Source organism: Thalassospira sp. TSL5-1 (genome assembly GCF_001907695.1).
Taxonomy (GTDB): domain Bacteria; phylum Pseudomonadota; class Alphaproteobacteria; order Rhodospirillales; family Thalassospiraceae; genus Thalassospira.
In genome coordinates, this window is record NZ_KV880637.1 from 274,294 (window position 1) to 296,793 (window position 22,500).

Annotated in this window: 22 protein-coding genes; 15 read left to right on the forward strand and 7 right to left on the reverse strand. The window is 54.2% G+C overall.

Annotated elements, in window-relative coordinates:
- Window positions 1-69: 69 nt before the first annotated feature.
- Window positions 70-1,683 carry a helix-turn-helix domain-containing protein gene (locus LF95_RS01300; protein ID WP_073953326.1) on the reverse strand — a complete coding sequence of 538 codons (1,614 nt, stop codon included), beginning with the start codon at window positions 1,681-1,683 and terminating at the stop codon, window positions 70-72.
- A gap of 204 nt (window positions 1,684-1,887) precedes the next feature.
- Between LF95_RS01300 and LF95_RS01305 the strand changes: the two genes are divergently transcribed.
- From LF95_RS01305 to LF95_RS01325, 5 genes are all read left to right on the forward strand, one after another.
- Window positions 1,888-3,252, forward strand: a complete 1,365-nt coding sequence (locus LF95_RS01305) for a substrate-binding protein (RefSeq protein WP_143181910.1) — start codon at window positions 1,888-1,890, stop codon at window positions 3,250-3,252.
- Between the two features lie 116 nt (window positions 3,253-3,368).
- The gene (locus LF95_RS01310; protein WP_073953327.1) at window positions 3,369-4,385 is read left to right on the forward strand and encodes a branched-chain amino acid ABC transporter permease; all 1,017 of its coding nucleotides are present in this window, start codon (window positions 3,369-3,371) and stop codon (window positions 4,383-4,385) included.
- A 1-nt stretch (window position 4,386) separates the two neighbouring features.
- Entirely contained in the window at window positions 4,387-5,553 is a 1,167-nt protein-coding gene (locus LF95_RS01315) for a branched-chain amino acid ABC transporter permease (protein ID WP_073953328.1), read from the forward strand.
- 3 nt (window positions 5,554-5,556) lie between these two features.
- Window positions 5,557-6,318: an ABC transporter ATP-binding protein gene (locus LF95_RS01320; protein ID WP_073953329.1), complete on the forward strand. Its 762-nt coding sequence runs from the start codon at window positions 5,557-5,559 to the stop codon at window positions 6,316-6,318.
- Window positions 6,315-7,070, forward strand: a complete 756-nt coding sequence (locus tag LF95_RS01325; RefSeq protein ID WP_073953330.1) for an ABC transporter ATP-binding protein — start codon at window positions 6,315-6,317, stop codon at window positions 7,068-7,070. Before LF95_RS01320 ends, LF95_RS01325 begins: the two co-directional genes overlap by 4 nt.
- 134 nt (window positions 7,071-7,204) lie before the next feature.
- Here LF95_RS01325 and LF95_RS01330 read toward each other — a convergent pair whose 3' ends face one another.
- Window positions 7,205-7,459 carry a hypothetical protein gene (locus LF95_RS01330; RefSeq protein ID WP_143181911.1) on the reverse strand — a complete coding sequence of 85 codons (255 nt, stop codon included), beginning with the start codon at window positions 7,457-7,459 and terminating at the stop codon, window positions 7,205-7,207.
- A gap of 216 nt (window positions 7,460-7,675) precedes the next feature.
- On the opposite strand from LF95_RS01330, the gene LF95_RS01335 reads away from it, so the two are divergent.
- Window positions 7,676-8,113, forward strand: a complete 438-nt coding sequence (locus LF95_RS01335; RefSeq protein WP_252509619.1) for an Lrp/AsnC family transcriptional regulator — start codon at window positions 7,676-7,678, stop codon at window positions 8,111-8,113.
- A 104-nt stretch (window positions 8,114-8,217) separates the two neighbouring features.
- On the opposite strand, the gene LF95_RS01340 is transcribed toward LF95_RS01335, so the two are convergent.
- The 4 genes from LF95_RS01340 to LF95_RS01355 all read right to left on the reverse strand — a co-directional run bounded on the left by LF95_RS01340 (window position 8,218) and on the right by LF95_RS01355 (window position 11,630).
- The gene (locus LF95_RS01340; protein WP_073953332.1) at window positions 8,218-8,757 is read right to left on the reverse strand and encodes a cytochrome b/b6 domain-containing protein; all 540 of its coding nucleotides are present in this window, start codon (window positions 8,755-8,757) and stop codon (window positions 8,218-8,220) included.
- Between the two features lie 2 nt (window positions 8,758-8,759).
- Entirely contained in the window at window positions 8,760-9,038 is a 279-nt protein-coding gene (locus LF95_RS01345; protein ID WP_073953333.1) for a PepSY domain-containing protein, read from the reverse strand.
- Window positions 9,039-9,233: 195 nt separating this feature from the next.
- Window positions 9,234-10,481 (reverse strand): saccharopine dehydrogenase family protein, encoded by a 1,248-nt coding sequence (locus tag LF95_RS01350; RefSeq protein WP_073953334.1) that lies wholly within the window; start codon window positions 10,479-10,481, stop codon window positions 9,234-9,236.
- Window positions 10,482-10,532: 51 nt separating this feature from the next.
- Window positions 10,533-11,630: a carboxynorspermidine decarboxylase gene (locus LF95_RS01355; protein WP_073953335.1), complete on the reverse strand. Its 1,098-nt coding sequence runs from the start codon at window positions 11,628-11,630 to the stop codon at window positions 10,533-10,535.
- Between the two features lie 555 nt (window positions 11,631-12,185).
- Here LF95_RS01355 and LF95_RS01360 point away from each other — a divergent pair.
- The gene (locus tag LF95_RS01360; protein ID WP_073954755.1) at window positions 12,186-12,665 is read left to right on the forward strand and encodes a VOC family protein; all 480 of its coding nucleotides are present in this window, start codon (window positions 12,186-12,188) and stop codon (window positions 12,663-12,665) included.
- Window positions 12,666-12,674: 9 nt separating this feature from the next.
- On the opposite strand, the gene LF95_RS01365 is transcribed toward LF95_RS01360, so the two are convergent.
- Entirely contained in the window at window positions 12,675-13,712 is a 1,038-nt protein-coding gene (locus LF95_RS01365) for a LacI family DNA-binding transcriptional regulator (RefSeq protein WP_073953336.1), read from the reverse strand.
- Window positions 13,713-13,908: 196 nt separating this feature from the next.
- On the opposite strand from LF95_RS01365, the gene LF95_RS01370 reads away from it, so the two are divergent.
- From LF95_RS01370 to LF95_RS01405, 8 genes are all read left to right on the forward strand, one after another.
- Window positions 13,909-15,150: an ABC transporter substrate-binding protein gene (locus tag LF95_RS01370; protein ID WP_073953337.1), complete on the forward strand. Its 1,242-nt coding sequence runs from the start codon at window positions 13,909-13,911 to the stop codon at window positions 15,148-15,150.
- Window positions 15,151-15,236: 86 nt separating this feature from the next.
- Window positions 15,237-16,121 (forward strand): carbohydrate ABC transporter permease, encoded by an 885-nt coding sequence (locus LF95_RS01375; protein ID WP_073953338.1) that lies wholly within the window; start codon window positions 15,237-15,239, stop codon window positions 16,119-16,121.
- An 8-nt stretch (window positions 16,122-16,129) separates the two neighbouring features.
- Window positions 16,130-17,023, forward strand: a complete 894-nt coding sequence (locus LF95_RS01380) for a carbohydrate ABC transporter permease (protein ID WP_073953339.1) — start codon at window positions 16,130-16,132, stop codon at window positions 17,021-17,023.
- A gap of 5 nt (window positions 17,024-17,028) precedes the next feature.
- On the forward strand, window positions 17,029-18,114 hold the full coding sequence (locus LF95_RS01385) for an ABC transporter ATP-binding protein (protein ID WP_083607582.1): 1,086 nt from the start codon (window positions 17,029-17,031) through the stop codon (window positions 18,112-18,114).
- A gap of 40 nt (window positions 18,115-18,154) precedes the next feature.
- The gene (locus LF95_RS01390; protein ID WP_073953341.1) at window positions 18,155-18,901 is read left to right on the forward strand and encodes a sugar phosphate isomerase/epimerase family protein; all 747 of its coding nucleotides are present in this window, start codon (window positions 18,155-18,157) and stop codon (window positions 18,899-18,901) included.
- 12 nt (window positions 18,902-18,913) lie between these two features.
- Window positions 18,914-20,062 (forward strand): Gfo/Idh/MocA family protein, encoded by a 1,149-nt coding sequence (locus tag LF95_RS01395; RefSeq protein WP_073953342.1) that lies wholly within the window; start codon window positions 18,914-18,916, stop codon window positions 20,060-20,062.
- A 44-nt stretch (window positions 20,063-20,106) separates the two neighbouring features.
- Window positions 20,107-21,165, forward strand: coding sequence for a sugar phosphate isomerase/epimerase family protein (locus LF95_RS01400; protein ID WP_073953343.1), 1,059 nt, complete (start codon window positions 20,107-20,109; stop codon window positions 21,163-21,165).
- 90 nt (window positions 21,166-21,255) lie between these two features.
- Window positions 21,256-22,419, forward strand: a complete 1,164-nt coding sequence (locus LF95_RS01405; RefSeq protein ID WP_073953344.1) for a Gfo/Idh/MocA family protein — start codon at window positions 21,256-21,258, stop codon at window positions 22,417-22,419.
- The last annotated feature ends 81 nt before the right edge of the window (window positions 22,420-22,500 follow it).

Here is a 22,500-nt window from a genome sequence, read left to right on the forward strand (position 1 = left end):
CTTTTGTTTTGTTCGACTTTAAGGTGTGTCGGGCGGTTAGGCAATCGTGTTGACGGCGAGGCTGGTCATTTAGTCCGGTTGGGCTGGTTTTGGTCGTGCGCCGTCAGGGGGAGGTATTGTCGATGTTGCCGGTTCTGCCGGGGCGTGGGCCCGTTGCAGGCAGTCGGTGCGCGGGCATTGGCGGCAACTGATCCCCACGGGAACGGCAGCCGATATATCGTCAAGTGGCAGGCCATCGGCATAGACCACATCGCGGGCAAAGGCCGTGTCACACCCGATCATGACGGAATGCACCGATTGTGGCACGCGGTAGCCGCCCGTGCCGGTGCGAACGGCCCGGGCGATGAACAGATATTGGGTGGCATCGGGCAATTGTACAAGTTGCGGCACCACGCGTTCTGGCGTCAGGTAGGCCTCGTGAACCGCCCAGCGCGGGCAGGCCCCGCCATAGCGCGGCAATTGCAGGCCGGATGCGGAAAACCGTTTGGAAATATTACCGGCAATATCGGTGCGCAAAAAATGAAATGGAATGCCTTCCTGCCCCGGACGGCGCAGGGTGGTCAAACGATGGCAAATCTGTTCCCAGCTACCGGCAAAACGTTGTTGCAGCATTTCAATATCGTGGCGCAACTCGCGGGCTTCGGTTGCGAAATTTTCATAGGGAAACAATAGGGCAGCCGCCAGATAGGAAAGCAAAGCCTGGCGGGCGCGGGTGCGGGCGGCATCCGTGGTCAGGCGGGATGAATGGATGATACCTTCAACCGCATCCGACCCCTCAAGTTGGCACACCGCGCGTGCCGCCAGGAACCTCGCCGATGTAATGGGCAGGGCGCGGGAAAATTGCAGGCGGTGGTTTTCCCGGTCCCAGATATGGCCGCTGGCGGGCAGCTCTTCGGGGCGCAGGCGTTCAACCATGACCTTGTGACGTGATTTCAGGTGATTGATCAAATCGGTCAAAAATAGTCCGCCGGAGCGGTCAATGCTGCCGCGCAGGGTCTCGGCGCAATCTTCCAATGCCGGGAAATGATTGGCATTGTCATAAAGCAGGTCATCCACTTCCTCCGACGGGTTGGCAGCCGGGCGACCCGCCGCACCACGCTCCAGAAAGCTGAAAATCTCGGTGGCGGATTCCGCCAGCCGTTCGGATTCCCGCACCAGGGTGGAATTGAACCGGTCGCGCTGGGCGGCAGGCAGGTCGTCATAATGTTCGAAAATTTCGGCAACCGTGCGGATCGATGTGATGCGTGTCAGGATCGAATGGCTGGCCTCGGTCAGATAGGGGTCGTGGCTTAGGCGTTCGGACAGCATATCGACATCATCAAGGGCACTGCGATAGGCGCGATAGAGCTGTAGCATCGCATTGACCATCGCGGGGGCGGCAGAAATCGCGCCGGAAAATTCGCCGCGATCAAGCGGGGCATCGCGAAAGACCGGGTCGGATGCCAGTTCGCCCAGATCGGAAAGCAGACGGCTTTCTTCTGATCCTGAGAGGGTTGAGGGATGAATTTGCAGGGCCTCGGCCAGGCGCAGCAACAAGGCCCCGCCAATGGCCCGGCGGTTATGTTCAATAAGGTTAAGGTAGGATGGCGAAATACCCGCCGCCCCGGCAAGGGCGGTTTGCGTCATTCCCATATCCTTGCGACGGCCGCGAATGCGATGGCCGATGGGGGCCTGGCGGGACATCGTGTTTCCTTATTTTTGACAGAATTTACAAATTTTCATTATCTTCATCTATATTTTTACAAAAAAAATGTTCTTTATCAACATGTTGTTGATTTATTTTCTTACTGTCTGCATCCTCCTTGCGGGCCGCATAACAAAACAGTCACCAAAATTCCGGCCTTTGCATTTCACTGAAACGCATCCCAGCAATTGGGGAGGAACCCTATGTCCGAGAATAAACCCACCCGTCATGTGTCACGCCGCACCGTTCTAAAAGGGTCGGCCCTGACGACGGGGGCGGCAATTATCGGTGCGACCGCACCGATGCACTTTATTCGTAATGCCTATGCCGCCGATTCATTTCGCGGCGATCCCGGCAGCGGCAAAAGCGTTGTTTTGGGATTTAACGTCCCGCAGACTGGCCCTTATGCCGATGAAGGTGCCGACGAATTGCGGGCCTATCAACTGGCTGTCAAACACCTCAATGGTGAAGGCGACGGCGGTATGCTCAATACCATGAAGCCCAATAACCTGAAGGGAAATGGCATTTTGGGCAAAAAGGTCGAGTTTGTGACCGGCGATACGCAAACCAAGTCGGATGCGGCCCGCGCCTCGGCCAAGCGCATGATTGAAAAAGACAATGTCATCATGGTAACGGGCGGGTCTTCGTCGGGTGTTGCGGTGGCAGTACAGGGGCTGTGCCAGGAAATGGGCGTCATTTTCATGGCGGGGCTGACCCATTCCAACGACACCACCGGCAAGGATAAGAAACGCTACGGCTTTCGCCATTTCTTTAATGCCTACATGTCGGGACAGGCGCTGGCACCAGTGCTCAAGGATGAATATGGCACGGATCGCAAGGCCTATCATCTGACGGCGGATTATACCTGGGGCTGGACCCAGGAAGAATCGATCAAGGCCGCAACCGAAAAGATTGGCTGGACGACGGTCAATACCGTTCGCACCCCGGTCGGGGCAGGTGACTTTTCACAATATATCACCCCGGTTCTTAATTCCGGCGCCGATGTGCTGATTTTGAACCACTATGGCAAGGATATGGTCAATTCCCTGACCCAGGCGGTGCAGTTTGGCCTGAAGGATAAAATGGTAAATGGCAAAAAGTTTGCCATTGTTGTTCCGCTTTATTCGCGCCTGATGGCCCAGGGTGCTGGCGATGCTGCCAAGGGCATTTTGGGTACCACCAACTGGCACTGGTCGCTGACCGATGATGGCTCCCAGGCTTTTGTGAAGTCCTTTGGGCAGGAATATGGTTTTCCGCCCTCGCAGGCGGCCCATACCTGCTATGTCCAGACCCTGCTTTATGCCAATGCCTGCGAAATGGCCGGTACCTTTGCGCCGTGGGAAGTGATCAAGCAGCTTGAAGGCTACGAATTTGATGGCATGGGCAATGGCCCGACCCTTTATCGTGCCGAAGACCATCAGTGCTTCAAGGATGTGCTGGTCGTGCGCGGGAAAGAAAACCCGCAAAGTGCCTTTGACCTTCTTGAGGTGGTCAAACATGTGCCGCGTTCCCAGGTGGAATATCCGGCCGATATGTTTGGCGGGGAACTGGGACCTTACAAGGTCTGATTTTTCAAAAATGTGCCGGTGTCGGGGATTTCCCGGCACCGTCTCTTTTCTTCGGGCCGGTTTCTGCGGTCCTGCTCCCCAAATTGACTTCAAATAGACTTTGTGGCGGATAGCTCATGGACGCGATTTTTCTGCAAATCCTGAACGGACTGGACAAGGGCGGGGCCTATGCCCTGATTGCCCTTGGTCTGACGCTGGTATTTGGCACGCTTGGCGTGGTCAATTTTGCCCACGGTGCGATTTTCATGATCGGTGCCTTTTGCGCCGTCACGATGGAAAAAATCCTCACCCTGTCGGTCAAGGTCAAGGATACATCGGTTACTTTCTTTGATGCCTATAAGGAAACGCCCTATCTGGAACTTTGGTTTGGCAAGACCGGATCGGCCATCATTGACTGGGTGGTGCCGATTTCGATTGTCGTTTCCATTCCGGTGATGCTGGGTCTTGGCATTTTAATGGAACGCACGCTGATCCGTTTTTTTTACAAGCGATCCCACGCCGAACAGATTTTGGTGACGTTCGGTTTGGCAATTGTGTTGCAGGAACTGGTCAAAAGTTTCTTTGGCGCAAACCCCATCCCGGTTAGTGCACCCGATATTGTTGCCGGCTCCGCTGCGATTGGCAGTTGGATCGGCCTGGGTGATGCGGTGGTCTATCCGTGGTGGCGTCTGATTTATCTGCTGTTTTCCGTGGTGATCATTTCAGCCGTGTTCTCGTTTTTGAATTTTACCACCTGGGGCATGGTGGTGCGGGCTGGCATGGCGGACCGGGCAACGGTTGAATTGCTGGGTATCGATATTGAACGCCGCTTTACCATTGTTTTTGGTCTGGCGGCGGTGGTCGCCGGGTTGGCCGGGGTGATGTATACGCCCGTTCTGCCACCCGATTATCATCAGGGTATGGACTTTCTGGTGCTGTCCTTTGTTGTGGTTGTTGTTGGTGGCATGGGGTCGCTGCGCGGGGCTGTCGCGGCGGGGTTCCTGCTGGGAATTTTGCAGTCTTTCTCCTCGATGACCGAGGTGAAATCGATCATTCCCGGCATTGACCAGATCATTATTTATCTGGTGGCCGTCGTTATCCTGCTGACCCGTCCGCGTGGCCTGATGGGCCGCCGGGGCGTGATGGAGAGCTGACATGTCAAACACGCAAATTGCAACACCGCGCCAGGACCTGATTTACATGGTCGTGCTCTCGGCGATTGTTCTGACCATGCCGTTCTGGTTACAGCCCTTTGGGGCGGCTTACCCCGACCTCATGCAAAAATTCATGATTTTTGGCATCTTTGCCATTGGCTATAATATCCTTTTTGGCCTGACTGGTTATCTTTCCTTTGGTCATGCCGCTTTTTTGGGGGTGGGGTCATATACAGCCGTTTGGTCGTTCAAGCTGTTGTCGATGAATGTGGTGCCGGCGATCATTTTTGCCATTGTTCTATCCGGGTTGTTTGCCTGGTTGATTGGTTTTGTCTCGCTGCGCCGCTCGGGTATTTATTTTTCGATCCTGACCCTGGCCTTTGCCCAGATGTCCTATAATCTGGCTTATTCGGTTTTAACCCCGATTACCAACGGGGAAACCGGCTTGCAACTCGCACAGGCGGATCCGCGTGTGCTGGACCGTATGGCCGGGATCGAGGCAAATTCGGGCCTGCCATCCACCAACCTGTTCGGGTTGGAAGGTACGGGATATACCGGGTTTTATATTTGCGCGGTGATTTTGATCATTTCGTTTTTCATCTCGCTGCGCATTTTCCATTCCCCGTTTGGCATGAAGCTGCGTGCCATCAAATCCAACCAGACGCGCATGTCCTATACCGGTTATAACACGCGGCCCTATCTGCTTACGGCCTTTATCATTTCGGGCATGTATGCGGGGTTGGCAGGTTCGCTTCTGGCGATGACCGACCCGCTGGCAGGGGCCGAACGCATGCAATGGACGGCTTCGGGCGAAGTTGTGCTGATGACGATCTTTGGCGGGGCGGGCACGCTGATTGGGCCGCTCTTGGGGGCTGGTATCATCAAGTATCTTGAAAACATTTTCTCGGCTTTCAATGATACCGTTTTGCACAATACCTTTTCGTTTCTGCCCGACTGGCTAAATAATATTTTAACCGCCATCATCAGCCCGTTTGTCGGCGATGGCTGGCACCTGTTGCTGGGCATCGTCTTTATGCTGATCGTGATCTTCCTGCCCGGTGGTTTGATGGAAGGTTATGGCAAAATCAGCCGCATGATCCGCGAACGCGGGCAAAAACCCGCCGACGGGGCGTCTTCTGACAAACATCATTCCACCGAGGAGGCGTGATCAATGGGCAATGTCATTCTTGATGTTACCGACGTCAATAAACACTTCGGTGGTTTGCAGGCCCTGACCGACATTAATCTTCGGATCGAGGAAGGCACCGTTCATGCCATTATTGGTCCGAACGGGGCAGGAAAATCGACCTTTTTGAATGTGATTGTTGGCAGGCTAACCCCCAGCCGGGGCCGGGTGTTGCTGGGTGATCAGGTGTTAACCGGCAAACAGCCCCACGAAATTAACCAATTGGGGGTGGCGCGTGTTTTTCAAACACCCGAGATTTTCCCGGATTTAAGCCTGCTGCAAAATGTCATGATCCCGGCCTTTGCCAAACGGGACGGGCAATTTGAATGCGGCATTTTCAAAAGCCTGTTTGGCGAACGCAAAATCCGTGAGCAGGCAGAACATATTCTGGAAGATGTCGGCCTGATTGCAGATCGCGATAAAATTGCCGGGTCGATGTCACGCGGCGATAAACGCCGTCTGGAACTTGCCATGTGCCTGATCCAGAGCCCGAAACTGTTTTTGCTTGATGAACCGACGGCAGGCATGTCGCGCCATGATACCAACCGCACGATCGAGCTTTTGCAACGCATCAAGCAGCGCGGCATGACCAAGATCATCATCGAACATGACATGCACGTCGTGTTCAGCCTGGCCGACCGCATTAGTGTTCTGGCACAGGGGGCGATCATTGCCGAAGGCACGCCCGAAGAAGTGCGCAACGATCCCAAGGTCAAGGAAGCCTATCTCGGAGGAGAAACCCTATGAATGCACAGGTGCCAAAAACCAAGCCGGTTCCTGCCCGCGGGTCGTCTCCGGCGTTTTTCTCGGTCTGGGATGTTCATGCCTATTACGGCGAAAGCTATATTGTGCAGGGGGTGAGCTTTGACATTCGCGAGGGCGAAATTGTTGCCCTGTTGGGGCGCAACGGGGCAGGGAAAACATCCACCCTGCGCACCCTTGCCCGCATGGCCGACCCGGAGCTGAAACACGGGGAAATCTGGCTGGATCATCAGCCCCTGCACGATATGAAAGCCTGGCAGGCCGCGCGCCTTGGCCTGCAACTGGTCCCCGAGGATCGCAGCATCATTCCCGGTTTGACGGTGGAACAAAACCTGGAACTGGCGCAAATTGCTCCGCCACATGGTTGGAGCATACAGCGCATTTACGAGCTGTTTCCGCGTCTCGGTGAACGTCGTTTGCAAGAAGCCATTACCCTTTCAGGCGGAGAGCAGCAAATGCTGGCGATTGGCCGGGCATTGGCGCGGGACATCAAAATTTTGCTGTTGGACGAACCCTATGAAGGGTTGGCGCCAGTGATTGTGCAGGAAATTGAAAAAACGCTGCAAAATGTGAAGCAACTCGGCATTACCACCATCATTGTCGAGCAAAATGCCATTGCCGCCCTGAAGCTGGCGGATCGCGCCATTATTATGGATAGCGGCCAGGTGGTGTTTGATGGCACGTCACAGGAAGTGCTCGATGATCCCGATTTAAGGGACCAGTATTTGGCGATTTAGAACTTTGTCTCTGTCATCATTGCGCTCATATGATCGGGGAGAGCCCGCAAACAGGGCGAGAGGACCAGTATCGGGGGATGCTGGTTCTCTTTTTATTTGGGGGTTGGGTGCCTGCTTTTTGTACGTTTGGCATTTCAAACAGGCGGGCAATCTCCTGTTTTGCAGGCGACATCGATATGTTCGCGGGCAAGGCCAATATCATCAAGCAGGTCGGCAGGCGCATGCTTTAAAAAGGCCGTGTCGCGGGCAATTTTCCGTTTCTGGCGCCAGTGGTGCCCCAAAAAAGGGAACCACGCCAGAATGCCCGTTATCAGTTCCTGCCCCGTGCGGGACGGGTGGCGGGCATGACGGGTTACATGATCAATATGGGTTGGCATATATCCTGACATGGCGATGGCTCCCAGTTTGCTAATGAAGGATCGGAGCATTTCCGAACCTGATGCAGACTAGAATTTTGGCCGCTCGAACGGGTCGCAAAGTTGGACCAATCTTGCGGTGTTTTCGCAAAATTTGTCGAAAAACGATTTCTTTTTGCAGGGGTCCTAGGCCATTGTCTGAAAACGGATTTTAAGCCGTATGAGTATGATGTGTTGGGAGTGTTTGTTGTGGCGGTACTTGATCAGTTTGATCGCAAGATACTGGCATTATTACAGGAAAATGCCCGGTTGACCGGCAGCGAACTTGCCGGGAAAGTGGGGTTGTCGGCGGCGGCCTGTTTGCGGCGCGTGCAGCGTTTGCGTGAAACCGGTGTGATTGAACGCGACATTGCGGTGGTGGACCCAAGGGTGTTTGGCAAACGCATGACCGTGATTGTCCTGCTGACATTAAACAGTGACCGGCCTGACCGGTATAATCTGTTGCGGGCGGAACTGGAAAAAACACCCGAAATTGTGCAGTGCGACCATGTGACCGGGGCGCATGACATTGTTTTGCGGGTTCAGGTGGCGGATATGGAGGAATATGCTGCCTTTGTCGACCGCGTGTTGGTGCGTCCCTATATCAAACGGTATGAAAGCCTGGCGGTGCTGAGTCATATTAAGTGAGTCCTCCCGGTTTCCTTTTTGGCAAAGAAAAACCGGCGGAACGTGCCGCCGGTGAAGTTCGGGGATGGGGGAATAAGATGAAAGGGCTGGTTTGAAACCCGCGATTAGCGAATGTCGCTGCTGGTGCCAAAGCGTTTTTTGCCAGTAATCATGGCGCGCACCAGATTTTCGCGATGATGGTAACTGGCCATCACCACCCCGGCGAGATGGGCAATCACCAGGGCCAAAAGTGTGTTTGCCAGAATTTCGTGGGCATCCTGCACCCAGGCGACCCCCCAGAAGGCATCGGTGGTTTGCATGTAACCGGTGGTCGCCAGTAGCGCCATGCAGGCCAGAAGGGCCAAAATCATGGCCCCACCAGCGGGATTATGCCCCAGATAGCGTTCTGCCCTGCCCGAAGGAATATCGCGCAGATATTTAAGGGTTTTATCCGGGCCATGCACAAACTGGCCAAAGCGCGCATAATGGGGGCCGATAAACCCCCAGATCAAACGAAAGCCAATTAGGGCGGCGGCGCAATAACCGGCAATTTCATGCAGGTTTTTTATTTCGTCCGCACTCAGCCATGCCACCGCAAAAGATGTCACCAGGCTCCAGTGAAAAATGCGCACGAGCGGGTCCCAAACCTTTACGGTGGCAGCCATGATCAGTCCCCGTCTTTTTTGTTGACGGCTTCAAGCGATGCCGGGTCAAAAAAGGTTTCAACGCGCTCGCCCTTGTCATCCAGGGCATATACTTCGTAACAGCCATCTTCGGTCTTGATGCGTTTGACCTTCCAGCCCTTGGCTTCCAGCATGGTTTGCAGGGCTTCGGGCTTTTGCCACTGATCCTTGGGGGCGTTACAGCTAACTTCTTCAGCCGAGGCAAGGGTGGGCAAAAAACCATAAGTGGAAAGGGCAACAACAGCGGCGAGAATTTTCAACATTGCGGGTTTCCTTGAAAACAATGAGGTGTGAACAAGGACAATGTGACGCGGTTATCTGACAGTTGGCTGAATGGCGGGGCGTTTGCGCTTCAGGCTGATGTCAGCTTAGTTTTGTGCCCGATATGTTAAAGCGATATAAAAAACGGCGGAACCTGCCCGCCGTTTTTCGATCATTAAATGTCGCGTCTGCTGTGGTCAGCTTGCGAAATCAAGGTCGCGGTCGCCATTGGCATCCTTGATGCGGGTCGGAAGACCCATATGGTTCAAAAGATGCAGGAACGGCTTTGCCGGCAGTTCCTCGATATTGGCCATCTTCTTCACATCCCATTCACCCGATGCAATCAGCATGGCAGCGGCCACCGGCGGCACACCGGCGGTATAGGAAATGCCCTGGCTTCCGACTTCTTCATAGGCTTCTTTGTGGTCCGCCACGTTGTAAATCAGAACTTCGGTTTCCTTGCCATCCTTGGTGCCTTTGACAAGGTCGCCAATGCAGGTTTTGCCGGTATAATTGGGTGCCAGCGAGCTTGGGTCCGGCAGGCAGGCCTTAACAACCTTCAGCGGCACCACTTCCTGGCCTTCGGCCGTCAGGACCGGCTTTTCCGACAGCAGGCCGATATTGTTCAGCACGGTGAAAACATTGATGTAATGGTCGCCAAAGCCCATCCAGAAACGGACATTGGGAACATTCAGATTCTGCGAGAGGGAATGAACCTCGTCATGGCCGGTCATGAAGGTCTGGCTTTCGCCAACCACCGGCATGTCCCAGATTTTCTTGACCTCGAACATCTTGTTCGATTGCCACTGGCTGTTCTGCCAGGAATAAACCGTACCGGTAAATTCGCGGAAATTGATTTCCGGGTCAAAATTGGTCGCGAAATATTTGCCGTGGCTTCCGGCATTGATATCGATGATATCGATGGACTCGATTTTGTCGAAATAGTCTTCAACAGCCAGTTTGGCATAGGCATTGACCACACCCGGGTCAAAACCGGCACCCAGAATGGCCGTTACGCCCGCTTTTTCGCATTCTTCGCGGCGTTTCCATTCATAGTTGGCATACCAAGGCGGCGTTTCGCAAATCTTGTCCTGTTCTTCGTGAATGGCAGTGTCAAGATAGGCCGCGCCAGTGGCGATACAGGCCGACATCACCGGCATATTGATAAAGGCGGAACCGACATTGATAACGATCTGGCTGCCGGTCTCGCGGATCAGGGCTGCCGTTGCATCAACATTGGTGGCATCAAGCGCATGGCCTTTCAGGACGCCATCCGCATTTTTAAGGTTCTTTTTGGCGTGGACGGAGTCAATGATCGCCTGGCACTTCGCAACCGTTCGCGAAGCAATATGGATATCACCAAGGACGTCGTTGTTCTGTGCGCATTTGTGGGCCACGACCTGGGCCACGCCACCGGCACCGATGATGAGAACGTTTTTCTTCATTTCAGGCCAAAAACTCCCTTTGTAAAATAGATGAAACCTGTGCGACCTGCCTTAGGACAGGCTGGAAACGTAGTCGTTGAAGTCAAATTCCCGAACAAGGCGTTCGGTCCCGTCAAGTTCGCGAATGGCGATCGAGGGCATGCCAACCCCGTTAAACCAGTTCTTCTTGACCATCGTGTAACCGGCAGCATCCTGTATCGAGATGCGGTCGCCGATTTCGATTTTGTTTTCAAAGCGAAATTCGCCAAATACATCACCCGCCAGGCAGGATTTGCCACAGATCATGTATTCATGCTCGCCCGTATTGGGGCTTACTTTCGCATTTTCCCGGTAAATCAGCAAATCGAGCATATGGGCCTCGATCGAGCTATCGACGATGGCAAGGTTTTTGCCATTAAACAGCGTATCAAGCACACTGACCTCAAGGGTTGTGCTTTTCGTGATCGAGGCTTCGCCCGGTTCGAGATAAACCTGCACGCCGAATTTTTCCGAAAATTCCTTCAATCGGGCGCAGAATTTATCCAGAGGATAGTTTTTACCGGTAAAATGAATGCCGCCGCCCAGGCTGACCCACTCCACCCGCGAAAGCAGGCTGCCAAATTTGGTTTCAATATCGCCCAGCATGTTATCAAACAGGTCAAAATCGGCATTTTCACAGTTATTGTGAATCATGAAGCCCGAAATTTTGTCCATCACGGCCTCGACCTTGGCGACATCCCATTCGCCCAGGCGCGAAAACGGACGTGCCGGATCCGCCAGATCAAAGCTGGACGAGCTGATCATGGGGTTCAGGCGCAGGCCACGAACGATCCCCGATGCCTGATCGGCAAAACGGTTAAGCTGGCTGATGGAATTGAAAATGATCTTGTCAGCATTTTCGATGACGTCGGCAATTTCCCCGTCGCTATAGGCAACGCTATAGGCGTGGGTTTCCTTGCCAAATTTCTCGCGGCCCAGTTTGACTTCGTAAAGCGAGGACGATGTGGTGCCATCCATGTAATCGGCCATGAAATCAAACACCGACCAGGTGGCAAAACATTTAAGGGCCAGCAGCGCCTTCGCGCCGGAATGTTCGCGCACATAGGCGATTTTTTCCATGTTGCGCAGAAGTTTGGCCTTATCAATCAGGTAATAGGGCGTATGCAGCATCGTCTTCTCGTTCCTTGACCCAGGGCCCTGTTGACAGAGGCCGAAATACAATGCGGAAAACGTTTATTTTGTCCGAAACGTTTCCAGTCAGCTTTGGCGTTCAAGCCCGGTGCACGCCAAGGCGTTTACGATAGTTACAAGCGGGAATTACTGCCGCAATCAACTGTGCCGCGACCCAATAGCAGCGGGGGGCGTAGTGGTCAACATAATCGCCATGTTCCCAATCTTTCAGGGAATGGCGCAAAGGTATGCAAATATCCGGGGCATACCTGGATGCGTATTATAATTCATTGAATTTATGTTGAAATCCCTCAATCGCAACTGCCAGGTTTCGGTTTGATGAAACTTGCCTTTAAAATCATCCCGTCAGGATCGTGGGAATGATGTTTGTTTGGGATGTCCTTTTGGCTGCAAGAGGCAAAAGTGCTTCTGCCAAAAGGATTTTTCGCGCCGGAATTGAGTTTTGGCCACTTGATTGGCACAATTCTGTGCCTAAATCCTAAGGTGATTAGGGCTCTGACCCTAAAATACCAAGCGACAAAAGAGGAGGCGCCCATGCCCGCACCTGTCAGCGTCGATCACTTGGCCTTTCCCGCGCGCGACCTTGCCGCAACGGACGACTTTTATTCCCGGGTTTTAAACGCAAAACTGGTTCATGCCGAAAGCGGTTATAGCCCATCCTGGAAAAGCGATTATCTGTTAATTACCTTTGCCTTGCCTGATGGCACGCGCCTGTCCTTTTTTGATTGGCCCGCCGATACTGGCCCCTATCCTGATGACAAGGACATGCCAAATGACGTGTTCCATATTGGCCTGCGTTGTGAGACCCCGCAGGACGTGATTGCCTGGCAAAACCACTTGTTTCAACACCGTGTTGTCTATCACAACGAGGATGATGGCAAAACGCGGCGTCTTTTCATCCGCGACCCTAACGGTATCCGGTTTGAAATTTTTGCATCCGACCGGGCCAAATCCACCCGCGAGCAGGAACAGGCGGCCCGTGCGGTTTATGACGAATGGCAGGGCAAACCCTGAAGTTAAAAATCAGCCGTGGTGAAGCGGTGCGGTGCTGGCCCTTAAAACCAGTTCAAGGTCAAAAACCGGCTGGGGCGGCATGGGCGCATCGCCATCGCGGATTTTATGGATCAGGGCGCGTGCGGCTGCTTCGCCGATCCGCCGGCGGGGCTGATGAATGGTGGTCAGCGCCGGGATGCTATGGGCGGCAAATTCGACATCGTCAAACCCGATGATCGATAAATCGTCCGGCACTTTGATGCCGTTTTGATGCAATTCGGAAATCAGGCCAAATGCCATTTCATCGCTGGCACAAAATAGCGCGGTTGGCCGGTTATCTGCCGGCAATTCCAGCCAGTGCCGTGCCGCCTTCACCCCGCTTTCAATGGTGAAATCGCCAGCTATTTTCCAGTTCCGGGGGCAGGGCAGGTTGTGCTTTGTCAGTGATTGATTAAAACCCTCCAGCCGGTGTTGGGCCAGGATATTGTTTGTTGGCCCGGTCACATGGCCGATTTTGCGATGGCCCAGGGCAACCAGATGGTCCGTCGCCATCATGGCACCCGCCAGATTATCAATGTGGAATGTTGCTACCGCGCAGTCGGAAATCCATTCGCAGGCAAAAACAAGTTCCGGTTTTTGCCGTGTTGCGCGCTTAAAGTAGGATTTCGGGATATTCCCATCGAGTATGATCGCCCCGTCGATGCGATTGGTGTTGAACAGATTGCCAAAGGTGGTTTCGTCAATTGGCGGAAACTGGGAATCGGCAATCAGAATGTTAAAGCCATGCCCGGAGGCAACGGCCTCAATCCCCTTTAACACCCGGGAAAAAAAGCTGTTTGCCAGATTCGGCAGCAAAACAAGGATGGCCCCGGTGCCGCCTTTGCGCAGGTTTCTTGCACTGTGATTAATGGTATATCCTGTTTTTTCAATGGCTTGCAGGACCACTTCGCGGGTTGCCTCCGACACCCGGTCGGGAAAGGAAAGAACCCGGCTGACGGTTGCGGTTGAGACATTGGCCATTTTGGCAACATCTTGAATTCGGGGGATATTCCCCTTTTTCTCAGTCATTTTTGTCCCCCCGAATGTCTCATGGCAGCAGCCTTGAGTTGAAAAAAACTTGACAGTTCACGGTAATCAGTCCATCGATAATGTAATCGATTACATAAACAGCGTAACACATAATATCAATAATGTAATCGATTACATCGATCAGGGAAATTGTCGTGTGTCGGCACATCGATGATTTCGTCATCGGGAGGAAAAAATGAAAACGTCAAGAATTGCACTTTTGGCCTCGGCACTGATGTGTTCGAGCGCATTTACGGCCCAGGCCGCAGATTTGGAAGTTATTCACTGGTGGACATCCGGTGGCGAACAGGCGGCAGTTTCCTTACTGGCAAAGGAATTTGATGCAAACGGCAAGGATCATTGGCGCGATTCCGCCATTGCCGGGGGTGAACAGGCCCGCGCAGTGGTGATGCAGCGCATTTTGGGTGGCGATGCCCCACAGGCCGCACAATTTAACAATTCCCGCCAGTTTGAAGAACTGGCCGAGGCCGGGATGCTGCTGGATCTGACTGATCTGGCGGAAAAAGAAAAATGGCGCGATGTCATTCGCCCGAAAAGCATTTTGGATCCGTGCGAAGTTGACGGCAAACTTTATTGTATCCCCATTAATATTCATTCTGATCAGTGGTTGTGGACCAACAAGGCCATTTACAAGGAAGTTGGTCTGCCAGAGCCGAAAAACTGGCAGGATGTGATTGATCAGGCCGATAAAATCCGTGCGGCCGGATATATCCCGCTGGCCGTGGGCGGGCAGGGTTGGCAGGAAGACCTGACCTTTGATGATGTGTTTATGGGTGTTGGTGGCAAGGACCTGTGGAACAGGGTTTATGTTGACCGCGACGAAGACGCTGCCAGAAGCAAAGATATGGCAAAGGTTTTTGAAACCTTTGGTAAATTGCGTGAACTGACCGACGAGGGATCGGCCGGTCGGAACTGGAACGATACCACCAGCCTTGTTGTCCGTGGTAAGGCTGCTGCCCAGGCAATGGGTGACTGGGCGCGGGGTGAATTTGTTCTGGCCGGGAAAAAGGCCGGGGAAGATTATGGTTGTGTTCCCGGTCCCTCTGAAAGTCCGGTTCTGACCACCGGCGGCGATGTTTTCATTTTCCCCAAACAAAGCGATCCGGAAATCGAGGCGGCACAGCTTCGTCTGGCCTCCATGCTGCTTGATCCTGATGTACAGGTGAAGTTCAACACCGCCAAGGGTTCCACACCTGTGCGCGGCGATGTTGATATGGCTTCGGCCGATTCCTGCATGCAAAAGGGGCTGGCCCTGTTGGAAGACGATGCCAATATCGCGCTTCCCAAAAACGCAATCCTGTCTTCGGACACGGATGGGCGCATACAGGATCTCGTCAGTCAGTTCTGGAACACACCTTCCATGTCGATTGAAGATGTTCAGAACCAGTTTGCCGACATTTTGCAGGATGGTTCCTGACTGTATCGGGTAACGGTTTGGCCGCTTGAAGGCTGCCAGGCCGTTCTTTTCATCTGACATTATCGCTTTGGAACTGAGGATTTGCCATGAAACGCAAAACCCGGATGTGGTCCAATTTGTCTGCCAAGATTGCCAGCATTCCGATGCTGATCACGGCGGTGGGCGTTTTCATTCTGTGTGTCGCCTATTCGATTGCCCTTTCCTTTACCCGGTCCCGTTATTTTCCGAAATTCGATTTCATCGGTTTTGATCAATATATCCGGCTTTGGACCACCGACCGCTGGACGGTTTCGGTTTCCAATCTGCTTATTTTTGGGGTGCTGTTTATCGGCTTCTGTCTGGTGATCGGGTTTATTCTGGCAGTTCTGCTGGACCGGAATATCCGCATGGAAGGCGTTTTTCGCACCATTTTCCTTTATCCCTATGCGCTGTCCTTTGTTGTTACCGGTTTGATCTGGCAATGGATGATGGACCCCGCACTGGGCATTCAGAATGTGGTGCGCAATCTGGGATGGGAAAGTTTCAATTTCGCCCCGCTAACCAGCACCGAATACGCCATTTATGGTGTTGTGATTGCCGCTGTCTGGCAGGGGACGGGCCTGATCATGTGCCTGATGCTGGCCGGGTTGCGCGGCATTGACCGCGAGATTTGGAAGGCGGCACGGGTGGACGGTATTCCGCTTTGGCGGACCTATATTTTCATCATCATTCCCATGATCCGCCCCGTCATTGTAACGGCGGTCGTGCTGAAGGCCATCAGCGTGGTGCGGGTTTATGACCTGGTGGTAGCACAAACCGGTGGTGGGCCAGGCATTGCCACCGAAGTTCCTGCCAAGTTTGTCATCGATCATTTCACCGAACGCGGCAATGTCGCCATCGCGATGGCGGCGGCAACCATGATGCTGTTGCCTGTGCTGCTGCTGGTGGGGCCGTGGGTTTATAACGAATATGTACGCCGCGCGCGTGCCTAGGAGGAAACATGACACAGAAAGAAAATGCTGTGGCGCGCGGCAGAAAACCCAAAAAAATGTCGCCTGCACGCTATGGCCTGTATGGCTTGCTGATAATCTCGGCTGCGTTCTTTTTAACGCCACTTTACGTCATGATCGTAACGTCGCTTAAAACGCTTGATGAAGTTCGGCTGGGCAAGCTGTTTGCCCTGCCAAGCACGATTACCTTTGATGCCTGGATCAAAGCCTGGAGCACTGCCTGCACCGGTGTCACCTGCGAGGGGATCAGCCCTGGCTTCGTTAATTCCGTCCAGATCACCGTGATCAGCGTGATCATTTCGGTCATGTTGGGGGCTGTGAATGGTTATGCCCTGTCATTTTGGCGCTATCGCGGGGCGAATGTGCTGTTTGGCATTTTGGTAATGGGGGCCTTTGTGCCGTTTCAGGCGGTGATTTACCCGTTGATCGTGTTTCAGCGCGAAATTGGTATTTTCGGCTCGCTCGCCGGGATCGTGATGGTGCATTGCATTTTTGGCATGCCGATTATTACGCTGATTTTCCGCAATTATTTTTCCTCGCTTCCCGAGGAATTGTTCAAGGCGGCCCGCATTGATGGGGCCGGGTTCTGGCAAATCTTTTTGCGCATCATGATGCCGATGTCCGTTCCGATCACCGCTGTTGCCGTGATTTTGCAAACCACGGGGATCTGGAACGATTACCTGCTGGGTCTGGTTTTTGGCGGGCGCGATAACCAGCCGATGACCGTGCAGCTTAATAACATCGTCACGACCTCGTATGGGGTGCGCGAATACAACGTCAATATGGCAGCGACCATCCTGACAGCCGCCGTGCCGCTGGCGATTTATTTTCTTTCCGGCCGGTTCTTTGTCAAAGGCATCGCCGCAGGCGCAGTAAAGGGATAATGGCAATGACGCATGGTGTTTCGATACGCGATCTTTCGCTGAGTTTCGGCAGCCTGTCGGTAATTGATACCCTGAATATCGATATTCAGGAGGGAGAATTTCTGGTGCTACTGGGGCCGTCTGGCTGTGGCAAATCGACATTGCTCAATGTCATTGCCGGTTTGCTGGAGGCATCGGACGGCGAGGTTTGGATTTCCGGGCGCAATGTTACCTGGGAGGAACCCAAGGACCGGGGTATTGGCATGGTTTTTCAGTCCTATGCCCTGTATCCGCAAATGACGGTGGAAAAGAACCTGTCATTTGGCCTTCAGGTTTCAGGTATGGCAAAGTCGGAAATTGCCAAACGGGTGGCGCATGCCGCCGAAGTTTTACAGATTGAGCCGTTGTTAAAACGCCGCCCGGCCGAACTTTCCGGTGGGCAGCGCCAGCGCGTGGCCATTGGCCGGGCATTGGTGCGCGATGTCGACGTGTTTTTGTTCGACGAACCGCTTTCCAACCTGGATGCCAAACTGCGCGCCGAACTGCGCGTGGAAATCAAACGGCTGCATCAGAAACTTTCCAACACGATGATTTACGTCACCCATGACCAGATCGAGGCCATGACCCTGGCGGATCGTATTGCGATCATGAAAGGTGGGGTGTTGCAGCAGCTTGATACGCCGCAAACCATTTACAGCCGCCCGGCGAACCGGTTCGTTGCCGGTTTTATTGGCTCGCCCGGCATGAATTTCCTGAAGGTAGAGCTTGTTGAAGGTGAACATCCGGTCTTCATGATTGGCTCCACGTTTATTCCGGCGACAGGCTATTCGTTCGATAGCAAGGGTTTCAAGGCCGGACCTGTGACCTTTGGGGTACGCCCTGAACATGTTGCAAGTGGTGAGGCGGCAGAAAAACTGCCCTTTAGTGCCAGTGTCCCGATTGAAGTGATTGAACCGATGGGGGCCGATACGCTGGTCTGGTCCCGGTTTGAAGGACAGGAATTCACCTTCCGCATTGATTCCGAACATGACTTTCGGGTCGGGGATCAGGTCCGTATCGGTTTTGATCCCGCGCGGGCGTCGGTTTTCGATCCCAACGGCGACCGTTTGTAAGTTTTCATAAAAATATATCGTAATCAGAGGAGACGAAACGATGACTGTATCGTTCCAGCTTTTTAGTGCCCGTAACTTCCAGCCCTGGGAAGATGTTTTAAAACTGTTGGCTGATCAGGGTTATAAAAATATCGAAGGATTTGGCGGTGTGTATGAAGACCCCAAAGCCTTTCGTGCCCTGATGGACCAAAACGGACTGTCCATGCCCAGCGGCCATTTTGCCATCGATATGCTGGAAAATGATTTTGCCAAGGCAACCGGGATTGCGACCACTCTGGGTGTTAAAACCATGATCTGCCCGTTTTTGCTGCCCGATGCCCGCCCGGCGGACCGGGCCGGTTGGGTGGAATTTGCCCATCGTCTTGCAGCTGTGGGCGAAAAATGCGCTTCTGCCGGATTTAAATTTGCCTGGCATAACCATGATTTTGAATTTAAAGCCCTGGCCGATGGCACCATCCCGCAGGAAATCATTTTGGAACATGCGCCCGATATTGGCTGGGAAATGGATGTGGCCTGGGTCGTGCGCGGCGGGGCGGACCCGTTTGCCTGGATCGAGCGTTTTGGGCCGCGCATTTGGGTCGCCCATGTCAAGGATATCGCCCCGGAGGGCGAATGCAAAGACGAAGACGGCTGGGCCGACGTTGGCGAAGGGGTGATGAAGTGGGGCGAATTGCTCGCCGCCCTAAAGGCTCAGGGCCAGACCAGACTGTTTGTCATGGAGCATGACAAACCCGCCGATTTGGCGCGGTTTGCCCGTCGTTCACTTCAGAATTTCAACCAGCTTTAAGGAGGGCGCGTAATGACCAAAACCCTGGGCGTTGGTATTATGGGCTGTGGCAATATTTCGCAGTCCTATTTGACACAGGCACCGCGTTTTCGCGGGATCGAAATTCGCGCCTGTGCGGACCTTAACCGCGATGCCGCCCGTGCGCGTGCCGATGAATTTGACGTGCGCGCCGAAACGGTCGATGGCCTGCTTGGCAGCGATGACATTGACATCATCCTGAACCTGACCATCCCTGCCGCCCATTACGAGGTTTCCCGCCAATCGCTTGACGCGGGCAAACATGTTTATTCCGAAAAACCCTTTGTGCTGGATGTGGCACAGGGACAGGAACTGGCACGTCTGGCATCTGCCCGGGGCCTTCGGGTGGGCTCCGCCCCTGATACCTATTTGGGGGGCTCCCACCAGTTTGCCCGCCATTTGATTGATCAGGGTGTGGTTGGCAATATTGTGGGCGGCACTTGCCATGTCATGAGCCACGGCATGGAACACTGGCACCCCAACCCGGACTTTTTCTTTAAACCGGGTGGCGGGCCGATCCTGGATATGGGTCCCTATTATGTGACCAATCTGGTGCAATTGATTGGTCCGGTCAAACGGGTGGCGGCAATATCCGCCACCCCTGCGCCCGAACGCACCATTACCAGCCAGCCGCGTAATGGCGAAAAAATTACCGTTGAAACACCGACTACTCTTCATGCGGTGCTGGAATTTGCCAATGGTGCCGTTGTGACGCTGGGGGCAAGCTGGGATGTATGGAAAAACGGCCATGCCCCGATGGAGCTTTATGGCGCGAACGGCACATTGCTGGTGCCCGATCCCAACTTTTTTGCCGGTGATGTATCGCACAGCGAAAAGAGTGGCGATTTCGTAACGGGTCCAACGGGTTGGGATCATCCGTTTGGCATTGCCAATCGCGACTTGCCCGATGGTCGTAAGGTTGCCGATTATCGCACGGCGGGCCTTGCGGATATGGCAATGGCAATTGTTGAAGGGCGTGCCGCGCGATGCGGGTTGGATCTGGCCCTGCATGTGATTGATGTTCTGACATCGATTTTGCGCTCGGGCGAAACCGGCCAGTTCATCACACTGGAAACCACCTGTGAGCGGCCCGAAGCCCTGGGGCCGGATGCTGCCCGTGCCCTGTTACACGATGCCGGTTAAATACTGCGCCATTCGCAAAACACACCAAAAATAAAGGAGGTCCCATGTCGCGAACATTAAAAGGACCGGCATTGTTTCTTGCCCAGTTTGCAGGGGATGAGGCGCCATTTAATACCCTCGATAACATCGCCCGCTGGGCAGCCGGGCTGGGTTATAAGGGGGTTCAAATTCCCAGTTGGGACAGCAGGCTGATTGATTTGGAACGCGCGGCGACCAGCAAGGATTACTGCGATGAAATTCACGGTATCCTCGCTCGGCATGGTTTGACCTTAACGGAGCTTGCCACCCATTTGCACGGCCAATTGGTGGCGGTGCATCCGGCCTATGATGAACTGTTTGATGGCTTTGCCCATCCTTCGGTGCATAAAAACCCCAAGGCACGGCAGGAATGGGCGGTCAAACAGATCGAACATGCCATTGCGGCATCGGCCAATCTGGGGCTTGGCAATATGGGGTCTTTTACCGGGTCTCTGGCCTGGCCCTATATTTACCCCTGGCCGCAACGCCCGGCAGGGTTGGTCGAGGCTGCCTTTGACGAACTTGCCAAACGCTGGCGCCCGCTTTTGGACAAGGCCGACGCGGCAGGGGTGAATATCTGTTATGAAATCCATCCTGGCGAGGATGTATTTGATGGCGCCACCTTCGAGATGTTCCTGGACCGGCTGAAGGGGCATACGCGGTGCAATATCCTGTATGATCCCAGCCATTTTCAGCTTCAGATGCTCGATTATCTGGATTTCATCGATATTTATGCCGACCGTATCAGGATGTTCCACGTCAAGGATGCGGAGTTCAACCCCAATGGCAAACAGGGGGTTTATTCCGGTTATCAGGGCTGGGTCGGGCGGGCCGGTCGGTTTCGCTCGCTCGGCGACGGGCAGATTGATTTCGGGGCGATCTTTTCCAAACTGACGGCACAGGGCTTTGATGGCTGGGCCGTGCTGGAATGGGAATGTGCCCTAAAACACCCCGAGGATGGCGCGCGCGAGGGGGCGGCCTTCATTCGCGATCATATCATCCGGGTGACGGAACATGCCTTTGACGATTTTGCCGGAAGCGGGGTGGATGACGCCACCAACCGGAAGATACTGGGCCTGTCCTGAGTGATTGGCGGATGTTTGGCCTGTTCTAAGCAGGCCGGGCCACTCCTAAGGCCAGATAGACGCATAATAACAGACGACAAGGAGATATTGATGGTTGGACCAGCAAACGACCCCGCAAGCCCGCCCCGCCGTTTGCGGCTCGGCATGGTGGGCGGGGGCCAGGGGGCCTTTATCGGCGCGGTGCATCGTTTGGCCGCCCGGATGGATAACCGTTATGATTTGGTCGCGGGGGCCTTATCCTCCCGGCCGGATGTGGCGCGTGTTTCGGCAATGGAATGTTTTATCGCCCCGGACCGCGCCTATGATGATTACCGGGAAATGGCATTGCGCGAGGCCGAACGCGAAGATGGCATTGAAGTATGCGCCATTGTCACCCCCAATAATCTGCATTTTCCGGCAGCAATGGCGATGCTGGATGCCGGGATTCATGTGATTTGCGACAAGCCCCTGTGCATGAGTGTTGCCGAGGGCGAGCAGCTTGCCGCCAAAATCGAGGAAACCGGGCTGCTTTTCGCCCTGACCCATAATTACACCGCCTATCCAATGGTGCGCGAAGCCCGCCATATGGTGCGCAGTGGCAAGCTGGGCAATATCCGGCTGGTGCAGGTGGAATACCCGCAAGGCTGGCTGGCAACGCCGGTTGATAACAAACAGGCAAGCTGGCGGGCCGACCCGGCCAAAGCTGGCCCTGGCGGGGCATTGGGCGATATTGGCACCCATGCCCATAACCTGGCGGATTTTGTCACCGGGCTGGAAATTTCGGAACTGTGTGCGGATCTTTCCAGCATGGTCGAAGGCCGCGCACTTGACGATAATGTGCAGATATTGCTGCGTTATAAAAACGGCGCGCGCGGCATGTTATGGGCCAGCCAGGTGGCGATTGGCCATGAAAACGGCTTGAAATTGCGTGTGTATGGCGACAAAGGCGCACTTGAATGGGCCCAGGAACATCCCAATCACATGTATTTCCGTCAACTCGATGAACAGCCCCTCCTGATGACACGCGGTGGGCCGGGAAACAGTGCCGCAGGCGGACGGGTGCGTGTGCCTGCCGGCCATGCCGAAGGGTATCTGGAAGGCTTTGCCACCCTTTACACCGACTTTGCCGACCAGCTTTGTGCCCGGATTGACGGTCATATCCCCAATGCCGAGGCGGCCCTGGTGCCCGGTATTGCCGAAGGGTTGAACGGGATGCGCTTTATCGAGGCGGTGATAGCCTCCTCGCAGCGCGGGGCAAGCTGGACCACATTATAATTTAAGCCAGACAAGGTCACGATGATGAAGGCGGTTCACCAGAGCCGCCTTTTTCATTGGCGAAAGGTGATGGCCCGCATC

Bases quoted from the DNA above. Each gene is read 5' to 3' on its own strand.
- LF95_RS01300 (WP_073953326.1), bottom strand. From the start codon at position 1,683: ATGTCCCGCCAGGCCCCCATCGGCCATCGCATTCGCGGCCGTCGCAAG.
- LF95_RS01305 (WP_143181910.1), top strand. From the start codon at position 1,888: ATGTCCGAGAATAAACCCACCCGTCATGTGTCACGCCGCACCGTTCTA.
- LF95_RS01310 (WP_073953327.1), top strand. From the start codon at position 3,369: ATGGACGCGATTTTTCTGCAAATCCTGAACGGACTGGACAAGGGCGGG.
- LF95_RS01315 (WP_073953328.1), top strand. From the start codon at position 4,387: ATGTCAAACACGCAAATTGCAACACCGCGCCAGGACCTGATTTACATG.
- LF95_RS01320 (WP_073953329.1), top strand. From the start codon at position 5,557: ATGGGCAATGTCATTCTTGATGTTACCGACGTCAATAAACACTTCGGT.
- LF95_RS01325 (WP_073953330.1), top strand. From the start codon at position 6,315: ATGAATGCACAGGTGCCAAAAACCAAGCCGGTTCCTGCCCGCGGGTCG.
- LF95_RS01330 (WP_143181911.1), bottom strand. From the start codon at position 7,459: ATGTCAGGATATATGCCAACCCATATTGATCATGTAACCCGTCATGCC.
- LF95_RS01340 (WP_073953332.1), bottom strand. From the start codon at position 8,757: ATGGCTGCCACCGTAAAGGTTTGGGACCCGCTCGTGCGCATTTTTCAC.
- LF95_RS01345 (WP_073953333.1), bottom strand. From the start codon at position 9,038: ATGTTGAAAATTCTCGCCGCTGTTGTTGCCCTTTCCACTTATGGTTTT.
- LF95_RS01350 (WP_073953334.1), bottom strand. From the start codon at position 10,481: ATGAAGAAAAACGTTCTCATCATCGGTGCCGGTGGCGTGGCCCAGGTC.
- LF95_RS01355 (WP_073953335.1), bottom strand. From the start codon at position 11,630: ATGCTGCATACGCCCTATTACCTGATTGATAAGGCCAAACTTCTGCGC.
- LF95_RS01360 (WP_073954755.1), top strand. From the start codon at position 12,186: ATGCCCGCACCTGTCAGCGTCGATCACTTGGCCTTTCCCGCGCGCGAC.
- LF95_RS01365 (WP_073953336.1), bottom strand. From the start codon at position 13,712: ATGACTGAGAAAAAGGGGAATATCCCCCGAATTCAAGATGTTGCCAAA.
- LF95_RS01370 (WP_073953337.1), top strand. From the start codon at position 13,909: ATGAAAACGTCAAGAATTGCACTTTTGGCCTCGGCACTGATGTGTTCG.
- LF95_RS01375 (WP_073953338.1), top strand. From the start codon at position 15,237: ATGAAACGCAAAACCCGGATGTGGTCCAATTTGTCTGCCAAGATTGCC.
- LF95_RS01380 (WP_073953339.1), top strand. From the start codon at position 16,130: ATGACACAGAAAGAAAATGCTGTGGCGCGCGGCAGAAAACCCAAAAAA.
- LF95_RS01385 (WP_083607582.1), top strand. From the start codon at position 17,029: ATGACGCATGGTGTTTCGATACGCGATCTTTCGCTGAGTTTCGGCAGC.
- LF95_RS01390 (WP_073953341.1), top strand. From the start codon at position 18,155: ATGACTGTATCGTTCCAGCTTTTTAGTGCCCGTAACTTCCAGCCCTGG.
- LF95_RS01395 (WP_073953342.1), top strand. From the start codon at position 18,914: ATGACCAAAACCCTGGGCGTTGGTATTATGGGCTGTGGCAATATTTCG.
- LF95_RS01400 (WP_073953343.1), top strand. From the start codon at position 20,107: ATGTCGCGAACATTAAAAGGACCGGCATTGTTTCTTGCCCAGTTTGCA.
- LF95_RS01405 (WP_073953344.1), top strand. From the start codon at position 21,256: ATGGTTGGACCAGCAAACGACCCCGCAAGCCCGCCCCGCCGTTTGCGG.